The following is a 13,731-nucleotide window of genomic DNA, read 5'->3' on the forward strand; positions in this document are numbered from 1 at the left end:
TCCTCAGCCGGAAAGAGGTGACGAATCCGCTCATACTTCTCTTCGGATATCGAATGCCGTTCCATGGCAGAATCTCCTGATTTGACAGAAGACCCTATACCTGATTACGCTGGCTTGCCTAGAGTATTTCCACACGCCCTAATGGAGAGAAACACAATAGCATGCTGCATCAATGGTATCGAACTTCGAAATACGGCAGAATAAGGTGATTATCATAACCCTTCCTGATCGTGAATAGCATGGGTACGCTTCAAGATGAAAGGTAACATTGGTTCATCTTAATTAGAGCAAGGCTGACGTTCTATGTGCACCGGTACGGAATTCGGGGTGTCTGATTTGACCGCCAGAGTCTGCCACCCAAGCCATTAGGATTATAGCTACGACCAGCATAAGGCTGGTTGCCCAAGCACCCAGCATAAGATACTTTGCACCGTAGCGCTTTGCCACCAATGATGCTAGACAGACAGCAACCGCGAGATAGCCGGCTATGGCAGCGATCTTGGCTCGGTCTTCGTGAATAGCCATCCATTTCTTCCCCATAGAATCCAGTGGTGTAAGTACAGAGCTTTTCTCAAATCGATCTTCGGCTGCTTCGCCGGTCCACATCACGGCAACGGTGGAGGCTCCAAAAAGCAAGCACATGCAGAGTGCGATGGTGATCACTTCCGTGTTCTTCCGCAGCAGCCCATAGCATAGCGGTAATAACGAAGCAGCCAAGCCAATGAGTGGCAAGTGATTCAGGGCAACATGCAGATGTTCAGGCGTCATAAGCCGGTTCATGGTGGTAACCTCATTCTGGGCGCAGAGATAGGTGATCGAAACAGCTATCGAGACGATTTCTAAAGGATTTCAGTGCCTCGCTTGGTGATGGAAATGACCAGCAGGCGAGCCAGCAGGATTTCTGAGATAGTCACGCGCATGGGAAGTACTCCATCGCTGGATAGTGCCAGCACACGGCAGTCACCAGGAAAACTGTCCTCACTTTACATGAATAGGCTGGGAATTACTTCGTGTGACTGCTTCACTTCAATGCAAGCATGTTCAACCAGTGTGTAGTGATTCTAGACTCGCCCCGGGTGGGCCGGTATCAGCGGAACTGGCAATCGCAATGGTGTTTGTCAGCGCAGCACTGACACGAAAGAATCTGGTTAGTCTGCCTGGAGTTGAGGGCCTAAATAGCCATGATCTGCCGCAAATTTGACGTATTCAGCGGTCGTCTTGAGCCCCAGTTTCTCCGCAAGGCGTGCGCGGTACGTTGCCACCGTCTTGGGACTGATATCCAGTTGCTCAGCAATGGACTGGTTCGTCATTCCTTGTCCAAGCAGCTTCAGTACTTCAATTTCGCGTTCACTCAACCTGGCTGTAGAAGTTGCATGCAGCCTGGCAGGTGTCTGGAAAACTTCTGCGGTTCGTGCTTCGTCATCAAGATCAATAAACACCCGGCCACGATGCACCATGCGAATTGCTGATAGAAGGTCGGCTTCACTGATGGTTTTCACGACATAGCCTTTGGCACCTGCAGCTAGAGCAGCTCGAACATAAGCGGGATCATCGTGCATACTTAGAATCATTACATGTATTTTCTTATTCTGCTGGTGCAAGCTCTTTATCAAGGGCAGGCTTGGGCCGCCCGGCATGCTTAAATCAAGAACTACAACCTCGGGTAGCAATTTGGGTACCAGTTGCAGCATTTCCAGACTCGTGCCTGCTTCACCAACGACTTCCATGTCGGCTTGGCGGTTGATCAGCATCTTGAGGCCAGACCGTAATACGGTGTGGTCGTCAACCAGCATGATCCTGATCTTATCCATGTTGATTCTTTTCCAGCGGAATGCGTACGCTAACCTGGGTTCCTTTGCCAGGGATCGAACGCAGTTTGAACTCGCCATTCAATAAATTGATGCGTTCCTGCATGCCAATCAATCCCAGTTGACCGTTGGGTTGCCATAGCTTTGACATCTGTTTGGCATCCATCCCGCAACCATTATCTGCGATATCCAGAAAGATGCTAGTGCCGTGCAATTGCAGTCGGATCGTCATTTCCTGGGCATGGGAATGCTTGATGACATTGGTGATTGATTCCTGCACAATTCGGAACAGTGCAATTTCCAGTTGTTGTGCCAAACGTTCTCCTTGAGCAAGCCCGCAGTCAACTTGGATTTTCAGAGGGCATTGCTTCATCGCGTCCTCCGCCAGTCGGTGCAAGGCTGGAGCCAATCCGAGGTCATCAAGAATCGTGGGGCGCAGACCGAGCATGATTTGCCTGATGTCCTTGAGCGATTGCTGGCCAAGCTTCTGCAAGTCTGCGCTGCGTTGAACGACATCGACTTCTGGGGAAGGTATCTGCAGCGACTTCAGGCCTGAGACCAGTAGAGTCAAAGATTGGCCTACGCTATCGTGCAGTTCCTGAGCGATGTGGCTGCGTTCTTCCTCGATACGAGTCATCAGCTGGGCCATGTAGCAATCACGAAAGCGAACTGCTTCCCGCAAGGGACGAACAACCAGCCACCACAATAACGGGGAAATCAGGGCGGACAGAAGCAGGGTATCGACTATCGACTCCGCAAGCCGTGACGTATTACTAGGCAGTATCAGCGGCAGGATCAGCATTACGGAACACTCAGACAATGCTGCCAGCACTAGCAGGATAAGCCAGATTGAACATGGCGAACCGGTTATACCCCGATGAGTCGTATTTGACATGGCAACTCGCGGCAATGTTACATGTAGAATCAGTCATTTTCTACAAGATTAACTTACTCCTATTAGAGTGAAAAAACCTATGCAGTTCCCTACCAAAGAGCAATTCCATTTAAAATGGCCCGTCGGCATACACGCCGAAGGGCTCATAGTGGTTGCTTATCAGACATATTTCATAAGTGGCAATATTAAACCAGCTTGATGGAGATGATCGCCAAAGCCACGTCCACGCCACCTATCGTGATGCGGAGAGTTAGATCATACGTACCGACAGGTGGTTTACCTGTCTTGAGATTGACTGAGAAAGTGTTCGTGTGCTTATTGTACTTCACACTTTCCGTAGGTAGTCCGTTGAAGGCAACATTGATATTGGCCAGGAGGCTTGCTGCGGTTTGATCAGAGATCAAACCGTTTGCATCCACCAGTTGGAACGAAACCGGGATGTGTCCATTTCAACGGAAGGTATCACCATTCAATGGCAGAAGATTGATGATGCCGTAACCCACGACGTACGGCACTTCCACCGCGGCAGTATTGCCGGCATTGTCAGTGGCTGTACAGGTAACGTATTTGAGTCCGGGGCTTGATGTATTCACAACTCCGTTCGTGGACCAGAAAATCCCAGATTGGTCTGTCGCATTGCCGGAGACGGTAATGCCGGTAGCATTCACCAGAAAAGGCGACGTTTGGGAAAACGTCGGGTTGAGGGTAGGCAGTGTGGTATCCAGCATAAAGCTGAAATGGGTGGCTTCGCTGACCTGACCAGCCACCGTTTGTCGCACAAGAAGTGTGTTCGACCCTTCTACCGCTGTAAAACTGGTATTCCAACTGGTGCCATCGTTGGTTGAGAATTCCACAATTGCCCCAGGCGCTATGCCAGTCACGTTGAGCGTACCCAGGTTGGTCAGCTTGTCTGTCGAGGAAAACCCGCTGTCATCTACAAGGTTTACGATGGGGGCAGAAGGTGCAACGGTCAACGCTGCTGCGTTCGTGGTTACTGATCCTTCACTGTTAGTGAACACGGCACGGTACAAGTTGCCATTGTCCGCCAGGGATGCTGTTGCACTGTAAGTAGTGTCCGTCGCTCCAGGGATATAGGTAAAAGTCGCCCCTGCGTCGGTCGAAATCTGCCATTGCACAGTCGGGATCGGCGTTCCCGTTGCCGATGCACTGAAACTGAACAACGAATGATCGACCGTCACCACATCCTCGGGATGGTTAGTGACTACTGGTGCCTGATTGCCGGTGGCATACACTTCAACGTCTTCGGTACTGGTGCCAAATAGCGTGCCGTTCGTCACAGTGAGCGTTACCGTATAGGAGCCACCCATGGTATAAGTGTGATTGGTTGTCGCGGTCTTCTCGTTCTCGTCCGGTGGCTGATCCAGCGGCCCGGTGGTAACCGTGCCATCACCCCAGTTGATAGTCCATGTAAGTGGCAACCCGTTCGGATCTTCACCTTCGATGTAGGCAGTAACAAAGAGTGCTGCCGGGCCGGACTCAGGGGTCAGGCTGAGATCAGCAACGGGATTTTCGTTGCTGACGAATGAATCGGCACGGATGAATACTGCAGAATCGAGAACGCCATCGGATGCATCAGCAATGGCAAGCTTCATGTGATTGACAACTCCGGGATTAACCGGTGCCTGGAAGGTGAGGACTCGAGTGATCCCGTCCATTTCGAGGTCTATCAGTGACGGACCGCCGTTAGGATCAAAGTAATTGGCACGGAAGAGATCGGGCCGCGTGGGAATGAAATCAGGATCTCTCGGATTGCCATTATTGATGTTATTCACAGCCACCGGTACAAATGGCGAGGTGGGATCGCCTGCCACTTGCCGGACGGTGGCGTAGTTAGTGCCATTGACATAGAACGCGAATACATCGTTAAAGGGAGAGTTGACCCACTCGGGATACTCATCCGAAGCGAAGGCATAACTGAACACGACCTGATTGCCACTCGGAATAAAATCAAATTCAAGTACCGAGGCATCGAAGGTGGTGAAACCCGAAAGTGCATCGAGGTCAGGGTCACCAGGAAGATCGAAAAATGTAGTGATATCGTCAAACAGGTTTGGCCCAACAACATCAACAACACTGCCACTAGACAGGACAATTCCCTGGCTGAAGCCGACCACAGTGGGGTCATTAAAACTGAAGCTTCCCGCCGATGCAGCGTTGCCAGTAAAGCTGACATTACTGATAGTCACTCCCGGGCCGGTGAGTGTTGCCGCTAGTTGATCAGGTGTCAAAGATATATCGATGAGTTCATTAGGATTAATTCCCGCTGGCACAGTCCGATCTTCGAGAATTTCAATACCGATCCGACTTCGCATCTGAATCGGCTTGCCACGACGACCATGGTTAGCTCTGGTGGATTGGTACGAGTTCCTGAGTGAATTTACCCAGTTGAAACGAGTCATGCTGCGCCTGCCTTTCCAAATAGGTTTACCAACTTACTCATTGTCTCCTGGTGCTACGGAGAAGAGTATCGGCTAGAAAGGAAATCGGGAGGCGGTTTGTAGGGCATGCGCTGACAGATTAATCAGCCAGTTTCAGTTCTGAAAACTAACGGGCACATGAATGTTTTGAGGCAAAGCCTGTGGTGTAAAGGTGCGATTAACCAAAGCTCTGCTTACGATAACGATTGCTTCTATTCCAATCGTGTGGAAACCAAACCAATTAGTCTGAAAAACATTGATTTGCAGAACACTTATCAATCCAAGACAAGAAGATAGAATGTCCACTTGATGCATTTGAACAAAATGAAAGTATCACAATTCAAGAGTATACGAAGAATGCCTCAACAACATATGAAATAACGAAAGCCGCCCGTGGGATTTGAACCCACGACCCCCGCTTTACGAAAGCGGTGCTCTACCGCTGAGCTAGGGCGGCACTATTCAAATGACACTATGAAATATAGCGGGTTCATCCCGAATGCAAAGACTTCTCTGACTACTCTCCTCGCAGTGCTGGGATGAGTGGCTTGCTTAGAGCCAGTCGAATACCAGCCAGGCTCGCAAGCAAACCAACCAGGGGAACTAACAGTAGCACCAGGCCGAGCCAGAAAAGCAATTGCATACCGGTGCCGCTGTTCAAAAGTGGCAACACTACAAACATTGCCGCCAGGCAGCCGATGGCCATACCCTGAAGGACGACCCATGCCACTTCGCTGAAGATGGTTGTGGAAATCTGTTTGCGTGTGAACCCCACTGCCTGCAGCAGGGCAAGTTCCGATTGCCGTTCCTGCACATTGCGAAGAATAACCAGAGCCAGGCCAGCGGTACCCAACAGCAGGCCCAAGCCTCCCAAGGCTTGGAACGTACCGATATAGGTATTCTCGACCGCATGGTATGCCGCCAGTTTGCTTGCTGTGGTGTTAACTGTCATGCCATGACTTTCACCAAGAAGCATTTCCAACGCATTTCTAACTTGGCTGAATTTATCAGGTGGTGCATCTATCAGGAAGTAACGATAGCCTGTCTCACTGGGGAATAGCTTTTTGAAACTCGACTCATTCATGAGCAGTTCGCTTTGAAATATGGAGCCATTGATCATTCCCGCAAAGTTGGCAGCCCGATTCTGGTTATTCTCATCTTCGATCTCGATCAGGTCGTTGAGTTGTTTCTGTAATACCCATTGAGCTGTGTGATCGTCGATAAACAGATTGAGACTGGATGAGGTTTCGAGAAACATCCAGGGGTTCTGTTTCACGGAATCATCTTGGGGAGGTTTTCCAAGCGTGACCGTAAACCCGCCACGTTGATTGAACGCAGTTGTTGTTCCCAGAATTCTAGGTTTCGTGGGTTGATACAAATTTAAGCAACTGACATCCTCACCGCTGCGCAGTCGCAAGCCGTACCAGTTCAAACCAGTCAATTGAGTGACATGGTTTTTCAGTTCGTCAAATCGATCACCCAGAAGCATTTGCCAATCCTGATTGGTGTGCGGAACGCTACGGAGAGGCACATCGCACTCCGCAAACAGAGTATATCCGCCGGTTCCGGAAGATTTTTGAGTCGTATCAACCTGTCCTTTACGGAAAGCGCCAACTGCAACAACCAGAAAGCATCCGGAAGCCAGCAACGTCACCGTCAGCAAACTTCGGCTCGGTGAACGCCTGACATTGATCTGGCCCAGTTTCCAGATCGAGGAGCCAGCATTCAGCTCTTGCCCCGATTGATGACGCAGTTGCCTGCGAAGAAACAGGATAGCAGCCAGCAGAAACAGAAAACCTGCACCGAAGAAACAGCCTGGTTGCTGTGATAGCGGCAAAGTTGTACCAAAGATAATCAAAATCAATGCCAGCAACATTGCGATGTGAGTCAGCCAGCGCAGCCATGGTCTGGAACTCGATGTTGCTGTTGACGGGAGTTCAGTGCGGCCAGCCAGTAACATCGGTGCAGGCAACTTCACCAGGCTGCGAAGTGAGAAATACATGCTGCACAGTGCGATCACGATGCTGATGATGGCGCCAGTGGCTAATGTCATCGGTGTAAAGTGAAGTGACAACGAATCGCTCGCCAATAAGCCTCCCCAGCCTTGCCGTAAACCATTGATCATCAGCCATGCATAACCGAGTGCCAGGGGTATGCCAAGGATCGCACCGAGGAAGGCCAGTAACAGGCCTTCTGTCAGGATTGCTCTGCGAATCAATTTCACTGGCCAACCGGTGGAGAGTAACATGCCCACTTCACTGGCCCTGCGTTCCAGACGCAAGCGAAAGAGTAATGCCACCAGCAAGGCTGCTGCCACGATGAGAAATAAACTGAAGCCTGCAAACAAACCGCCAAACATGTTGGTGGTGCCACCCTGGGTCGCTGCGAGCAGCCCCTGCTGTCGAATATCTTGCCAGACCATGCCGAAGTCAGCAGGAGTTAAACTTTGAGTCAATGAAGTTTGCAATTGCTGAAAATCTGAATCAGTAAAAGGTTGGCTCGATTTCTTTTGAATACGAACAGACGTGTCATCGCCAAACCTGCTGCTGAACAGTTTTTTTGCAGTAGCTGGATGGATAAAGAGCTTGGGAGTAGCACGGTATTGCTTGTAGTAATCCTCATCTCGCTTTCGAACCCACTTGGGATGCCATTGTTCCTTGGGAAAAGGGGGAGTCCATTCAGCCAGCGTGCCTTTCATGCCTGGAAATTCGGGAGTCCAGGTACGATCTGCAGCCTGCCCGGTCATCGGAACAGTTCCGACGACGTTGAAATCGTATTGTTTTTCAACAAGCTGGTGGCCTTCCGATTCGACAAAGTATTCCATTCGTACAGTACTGACATCCTTACCCAGATCCTCCGCAATAAAGTCATTGATTACTACGGAGTCTTCCTTGAGTTCTATTCCGTTGATGGAAGGTACGCCCACAACAGTTGAATAAGGGACGAAGGTTTGCGATAGTCTAGTTTGGTCCAGGCGAAACGTGCGATTGGCCAGGTAGGTAAGCGTTGGTGTAACCTGAAATTCATTGGACATAGCATGCTGAATGATTTTTTCTGCTAGCGGTTCAAGTAGAAGTCTTCGGCTAGTGAATACTGCAGAGGTGCGATCCTGATTGAGTTGCAGGGAGAATCCTAAGTCTTCCAGAGTGTGTACGCTCTGCAGTTTCTTCTGCAGTTCGTCTCTGCTGTTGGTATCGGTAGATGGCACTACTCCCGTTCTTGGAACCAGCATGGCATTCACTGAACCTGCAGGGAGTTGCTGTGCGTCGGCTAATCTTCGTTGCAGCGATTCCAGCTTGACGTAAGCGATCAATGGCTCACCCTGCATCGGTTGCAAGGTGAATCTGCCTGCTCCGGTATTCGGAATGATGGCGGCAACCTTGCTGGTTTCCAGTACCAAGGCAGGATCATCACTTCGTTGCCCAAGAACGGATTCGCTCGGAATACTACCTTGTTTTTCCATACGCAGTTCCACCGTGTCGCTTGAACCTAACTGCAGGGCATCTGCCAATGCCTGGTTGATGATGAGACCATTATCCAACCCTGCTCGTTGCGCATTGAAGAAGTGCCAGAATCGTGAATCGACTCCCACCACCTGTACATGACCAGCTCTAGACAGCAATTGACTTCCATCAGCGGAACGGCGAAGCGCAGTTCCACGCAGAATGATGATGGGCACACACTGACTTTGCATCTTGTCAGCCAACCGTGCGGGGAAGAATCGATCTGATTCGAGAGCAGCCTGGATATTCCCCAGACGGTCCAGAGTCAGTTGTGTCAGGCTGCCTTTTAACGAGTCGCCCAGAAGCAATGCGCCGGTCAGCACGGCAGTGCCAATGGCTACGCCCACAACGATCAGCAGATTGGGCGTGAAGAAATACCAGAGATTGCGAAGTGGGAAGAAGATACGGGTCATGCGGTGATGATTCCCCAGAGTACATGAAGCATGACGAGATAAAGCAATCCTGACTTGCAACGTCGAATGTTACTGCATCGGCTTCAACTGGCCATCCAGCAATTCCATTCGAGTGGGGAATCGCTGTGCCAGTTCTGCGCTATGCGTAACGCAAACCAGAACCGCATTATCTTCTTTGCAGAGGTTCAACAACAGTTCGCCAACACTCTCTGCAGCATGGCGATCAAGGCTGCCTGTGGGTTCATCTGCCAGAACAATGGCAGGTTTCTGAATCAAAGCCCGGCAGACAGCAGTGCGCTGTTTCTCGCCTCCTGAAAGCTCTGCCGGTTTGTGATCTAGTCGTTGTCCCAGCCCCACTTTTTCCAGTAATTGCCTGGCACGTGCTTCGGTACCAACACGTTGCAAGGCAGGTAAAGCAAGGGTTGGAATCAACACGTTTTCCAAAGCTGAGCACTGGGGCAACAGGTGATGATCCTGAAAGATAAAACCAATTGTGGTGTTGCGGAAGTGAGCCAGGTCTGTTTCTGAAAGTGTTGAGGGGTTCTTGCCCTGCAACACGATAGTGCCTCGCGTGGGCTTGGTAAGTGTACCAAGCAAATGGAGCAGGGTACTTTTGCCTGAACCACTAGGCCCCAGGACGGCCAGTGCATCACCTTGATTCAACGATAGAGTAATGCCTTGCAGAATGGCCAGTGAGCCACTGCGTGTTGCATACTCATGGTACACATTCTGAGCTTCGAGAATGGGCATATGATCTCTCATTGATCGTGCATGACCGCAAGCAGTTTGGCTCGGAATGCATCGGGTATGGGGATTCCGGTCATCTGCCGTTTTTCATTGGAACCAACACAGCAGGCAACGGTAACTCCCTTGGCTACCGGTTTGCCCTCTTTTGAAAAATGAAACACATAGGTGATCGACTTGTTGCCGAGCTTTTCGATTTCAATTTCGATATCGATGAAGTCTTCAAAGGTGATGGGCATTACATAGTCGCATCTTGCACTGACACGAGGCAAGCCTATACGTTTGCCTTCCCAAGGCATGGATACGGACAAGCCGAGTGAATGAAGAAACTCTGTCTCTGCCGATTCCATGAAGTAAAAGAACCGGGCAAAATGGACAATGCCCGCCATATCCGTGTCACAGAATTCGATTTGACGCCTGGTGCGAAAAACAGTTGCCATGAATCACCGCCTTCTCTGGTTCATGAAACAAAAACGATTGCCTGTTGCCAAGCTGTTTCGCGTGGGAACTCGGAACAAAAGTGAAGATTGCTCCATTTCTGCATTGATGAGATGAAAAATGGAGTTCCCTGGCTTGTTTTCCAATGCAACTTTCATTTCTTTCCGGGGTTCATTCAACAGTCTTTTGACAGATACCCCCTGCATAGCGTATAACTGTACATGCTTTGCAATTTCCCCACCGATGGCCGTACCATGAAAGCAAATGTAATCACACTGGCTTGCATCGCAGCTGGCTTGATGAGCCTGACCGCAACAGCATGGGATGATCCGCCCGTTTCCAAGGCAGGCAAAGTAACAGAAAACAAAGCGGAGTTTGCCAAGGATAAGGATGCCAAGCCTTTTCAAAGTGGACTGAACGACGCAAGCACCATCGCCTTCATTAATCAACAGATTGAAAAAACATGGAAAGAGAACAAGATCCAACCTTCGGCTCTGGCCAACGATTACGAATGGATACGTCGAGCATTCATTGATACCATTGGTCGCATTCCATCGGCACTTCCTGCCAATGTCAGTGCCAAGGAAGATCCGGTAGCTGCCAAAGGGGAACTGCAGTATTTTCTCGATCTCCCTGCTGGTCGAAGACGAACTGAAGTTCTCAAATATCTGCTCAATCATCAGGACTACGCCCGCAACTGGGCCAATATCTGGACCATCTGGCTGATCACGCGAACCACACAACCGGGAATTGATCGAGCCAACCTTCACTCCTGGCTGGAACGACAGTTTGGTGAGAATCGCCGATTCGACGAAATTGTGCTCGATCTGTTGACTGCGACTGCCACCGACAAAGATGGCTGCTCCAGCAAAGTGGATAAGAATGCTGCGCCCGCCAATTTCCTTCTGAGCCATTTTGGTGAAATGGTATCGCCAGAAAATCGGGCCCGCGATGGCCAGTTTGAAATGATACCTGCGACCAGTCGTGTTACGCGGGTCTTTCTGGGGATTCAAACCCAATGCACCCAGTGTCACGATCATCCCTTCATTGATGAGCGCAAACAGGGACAGTTCTGGGGAGTCAATGTTTTCCTGAGACAGATGGAAAGACAACCGCCGGTTATCCAGTTGCAGAATGCACGTATGGCTTCACTGCAACATTACAAACTGCGTGACAATCCCTCTGCCAATCCGGAAGCTGGTGTTTTCTATGAGCAGCGGAATGGACTACTCAAATATTCCTCTGCTGTCTGGCTTGATAAAAACAAACCGAATCTGTCGAGCGGTGCACCGCGCAGGCAGGAACTAGCGCGGGTTCTTATTCAGGATGAGTACTTCGCTAAGTCCTTCGTCAATCGCATGTGGGCGCGGTACATGGGCCGAGGGTTTACTAACCCGGTAGATGACTTCGGCGAACACAATCCCGTGTCACACCCTGAATTGCTCGATCGTCTGGCACAGGATTTCATTACCAGTGGCTACGATGTACATCGCTTGATTACCTGGATCATGTCGAGCAAACCATATCAGCTTACCAGTGTGACCAACGCAACGAATATGAAATCGGAAGCGGAACCATACTTCGCCCGCATGCAGTTAAAGACCATGTCACCAGAAGAACTGGTGGAATCCATCTTTACCGCCACCAACTATATTCAGATGAAACACGCTCGTAATCCCCAGGCCAGACGGGATACCGAGGCGGAGTGGCTACGGGATTTTACTGTGAATTTTGGTGACGATGAAGGCAACGAAGCATCATTTAACGGCACCGTTGTTCAGGCATTGTTACTGATGAATGGCCAGAAAATGAACGATGCTGTCAACATCAGTCAGACAGTGAAATATGCACTGGAATCCAATCGTCCGCTGGATGTCCTCTATCTGGCAACACTGAACCGCTTGCCGACGAACAAAGAGAAAGAAACATTCCAGGCTGCACTGAATCCGACTGGAGCATATGCCGCCATTTATCTGAAAGATAAGGATCGGACCAAGCTGTATCGAGACGTACTGTGGGCCTTATTTAACAGCAACGAATTCATGCTCAATCATTAACTGAATATCCGCATGGTCAAATACTGTGACTTGTGGTTTACTGCAGGGTATTCAGAGGGATGAGATGCTCTCCATGACTGCTCCTGCACTCTCACATCGTGAACTGATCAAGCTCATCCGTGAGAGTGGTATTATCACGTCAACTCAGCTTGACCAGAGTTTGAAAGCCTGTCACAGCACTGATATCAACCTGATTCTGAACCAGTTGCTCAAAGATGGACTGATTACCGAATATCAAGGCAAAGAACTGTATGCTGGCAGGAACAAGGGATTTTTCATCGGTAAATACAAAGTGCTGCGCCCGCTTGCTACCGGTGGCATGGGGGTAGTTCTGCATTGTGAACATATTCACATGCATCATCAGGTAGCTTTGAAACTGTTGCCTAAGGATTTAAATGACAACCACGCTGCGGTAACGCGTTTTTATCGTGAAGCACGCGCGGTAGCTGCAGTCAAGCATCCGAACGTAGTACAGGCATACGATGTGGGACAGGAAGGCGATTGGCATTGCCTGGTCATGGAATATGTAGAAGGCATCAATCTCCACAAATTGATTACAACCTATGGTGCGTTTTCCGAAGTACGGGCAGCCCACTATGTAGCCCAGGCAGCTTTAGGATTGCAAAGTATCATGCAATCAGGCCTGGTGCATCGTGACCTGAAGCCAGGTAATCTGCTTCTGACACACGATAACTGCATTAAAGTGCTCGATCTGGGACTGGCTCGATTTCTCGATCAACGTTCCGATGACCTGACCCGGCAAATGGACAGCGATCAGGTGCTGGGTACTGCGGACTTCATTTCTCCGGAACAGGCATTGCACTCACATCAAGTCGATATTCGCGCAGATATCTACTCGCTGGGCATGTCTTTCTACTTCATGTTGGCTGGCAAGTTCCCTTTTAATAAGGAGAAGACCGTTGCAGGTAAACTAATGGCTCACCAGCGACGCATGCCCAAGCCGTTGCTGCAACGTCGTCCTGATGTGACGCCGGAGTTGGATGCCATCATCCTGAAGATGATTCAGAAAAAGCCTGACGATCGCTATACGACGCCGCAGGAGGTAGTGGAAGTCCTCAAGCCCTGGACGAATATTCCATTACCACTGCCTGAACCAGAATGGTTCGCTCCGGCCTCCACCACGTTTCCTGCGTTGCCATTTACTCCCAGGCTCAGTGCAACAGAGTCAACTCGGGAAATACCGGCACTCGAACCTGCAACAGTCAAAACTCGCAAGAGTACTCCAGTACATGATCCGTTCGCTGAATTGAACGATGCAGTTACCTACTCATTGTCGAAAGCCAGCAGGGAAACAACCACTTCCCCCATTGCAACGCCTCAGCAGATACGCCTGGGTCTCATGTTTGCTGCGTTTGCCTTGCCCATTCTGACACTTCTGTTGGTGATTATCTGGTTCGTATTCTTGCGATAAGAA

General features: G+C 50.1%; 10 protein-coding genes and 1 tRNA gene. 2 read left to right on the forward strand and 9 right to left on the reverse strand.

From position 1 onward, the window contains the following. Nucleotides 1–282: 282 nt before the first annotated feature. The 9 genes from JNJ77_07195 to JNJ77_07235 form a co-directional block, all read right to left on the reverse strand. Nucleotides 283–780, reverse strand: coding sequence for a hypothetical protein (locus JNJ77_07195; GenBank protein ID MBL8822357.1), 498 nt, complete (start codon nt 778–780; stop codon nt 283–285). A gap of 368 nt (nt 781–1,148) precedes the next feature. Further along, nucleotides 1,149–1,811, reverse strand: coding sequence for a response regulator transcription factor (locus JNJ77_07200; GenBank protein ID MBL8822358.1), 663 nt, complete (start codon nt 1,809–1,811; stop codon nt 1,149–1,151). After that, a complete protein-coding gene (locus tag JNJ77_07205) occupies nt 1,804–2,703 on the reverse strand; it encodes a sensor histidine kinase (GenBank protein ID MBL8822359.1) in 900 nt (299 codons plus the stop codon). The genes JNJ77_07200 and JNJ77_07205 overlap by 8 nt, the downstream gene beginning before the upstream one ends. A 185-nt stretch (nt 2,704–2,888) precedes the next feature. Beyond that, the gene (locus tag JNJ77_07210; protein MBL8822360.1) at nt 2,889–3,107 is read right to left on the reverse strand and encodes a hypothetical protein; all 219 of its coding nucleotides are present in this window, start codon (nt 3,105–3,107) and stop codon (nt 2,889–2,891) included. A gap of 45 nt (nt 3,108–3,152) precedes the next feature. Continuing rightward, nucleotides 3,153–5,123 carry a choice-of-anchor L domain-containing protein gene (locus tag JNJ77_07215; protein ID MBL8822361.1) on the reverse strand — a complete coding sequence of 657 codons (1,971 nt, stop codon included), beginning with the start codon at nt 5,121–5,123 and terminating at the stop codon, nt 3,153–3,155. A 403-nt stretch (nt 5,124–5,526) separates the two neighbouring features. Further along, a tRNA-Thr gene (locus JNJ77_07220) sits at nt 5,527–5,598 on the reverse strand. A gap of 60 nt (nt 5,599–5,658) precedes the next feature. Beyond that, the gene (locus tag JNJ77_07225) at nt 5,659–9,057 is read right to left on the reverse strand and encodes an FtsX-like permease family protein (protein ID MBL8822362.1); all 3,399 of its coding nucleotides are present in this window, start codon (nt 9,055–9,057) and stop codon (nt 5,659–5,661) included. A 69-nt stretch (nt 9,058–9,126) separates the two neighbouring features. Continuing rightward, a complete protein-coding gene (locus JNJ77_07230; GenBank protein ID MBL8822363.1) occupies nt 9,127–9,807 on the reverse strand; it encodes an ABC transporter ATP-binding protein in 681 nt (226 codons plus the stop codon). A gap of 8 nt (nt 9,808–9,815) precedes the next feature. Then, on the reverse strand, nt 9,816–10,241 hold the full coding sequence (locus tag JNJ77_07235) for an acyl-CoA thioesterase (protein MBL8822364.1): 426 nt from the start codon (nt 10,239–10,241) through the stop codon (nt 9,816–9,818). A 252-nt stretch (nt 10,242–10,493) separates the two neighbouring features. Here JNJ77_07235 and JNJ77_07240 point away from each other — a divergent pair, with 252 nt between their 5' ends. Continuing rightward, nucleotides 10,494–12,296 (forward strand): DUF1553 domain-containing protein, encoded by a 1,803-nt coding sequence (locus JNJ77_07240; GenBank protein ID MBL8822365.1) that lies wholly within the window; start codon nt 10,494–10,496, stop codon nt 12,294–12,296. Nucleotides 12,297–12,369: 73 nt separating this feature from the next. Beyond that, nucleotides 12,370–13,728, forward strand: a complete 1,359-nt coding sequence (locus tag JNJ77_07245) for a serine/threonine protein kinase (GenBank protein ID MBL8822366.1) — start codon at nt 12,370–12,372, stop codon at nt 13,726–13,728. The last annotated feature ends 3 nt before the right edge of the window (nt 13,729–13,731 follow it).

Source organism: Planctomycetia bacterium, assembly GCA_016795155.1.
Lineage (GTDB): Bacteria > Planctomycetota > Planctomycetia > Gemmatales > HRBIN36 > JAEUIE01.

What these genes read in the sequence shown, in the direction of transcription:
- JNJ77_07195 (MBL8822357.1), bottom strand. Translation starts at nt 780, where the DNA reads ATGAACCGGCTTATGACGCCTGAACATCTGCATGTTGCCCTGAATCAC.
- JNJ77_07235 (MBL8822364.1), bottom strand. Translation starts at nt 10,241, where the DNA reads ATGGCAACTGTTTTTCGCACCAGGCGTCAAATCGAATTCTGTGACACG.
- JNJ77_07245 (MBL8822366.1), top strand. Translation starts at nt 12,370, where the DNA reads ATGACTGCTCCTGCACTCTCACATCGTGAACTGATCAAGCTCATCCGT.
- JNJ77_07205 (MBL8822359.1), bottom strand. Translation starts at nt 2,703, where the DNA reads ATGTCAAATACGACTCATCGGGGTATAACCGGTTCGCCATGTTCAATC.
- JNJ77_07240 (MBL8822365.1), top strand. Translation starts at nt 10,494, where the DNA reads ATGAAAGCAAATGTAATCACACTGGCTTGCATCGCAGCTGGCTTGATG.
- JNJ77_07230 (MBL8822363.1), bottom strand. Translation starts at nt 9,807, where the DNA reads ATGCCCATTCTCGAAGCTCAGAATGTGTACCATGAGTATGCAACACGC.
- JNJ77_07200 (MBL8822358.1), bottom strand. Translation starts at nt 1,811, where the DNA reads ATGGATAAGATCAGGATCATGCTGGTTGACGACCACACCGTATTACGG.
- JNJ77_07215 (MBL8822361.1), bottom strand. Translation starts at nt 5,123, where the DNA reads ATGACTCGTTTCAACTGGGTAAATTCACTCAGGAACTCGTACCAATCC.
- JNJ77_07225 (MBL8822362.1), bottom strand. Translation starts at nt 9,057, where the DNA reads ATGACCCGTATCTTCTTCCCACTTCGCAATCTCTGGTATTTCTTCACG.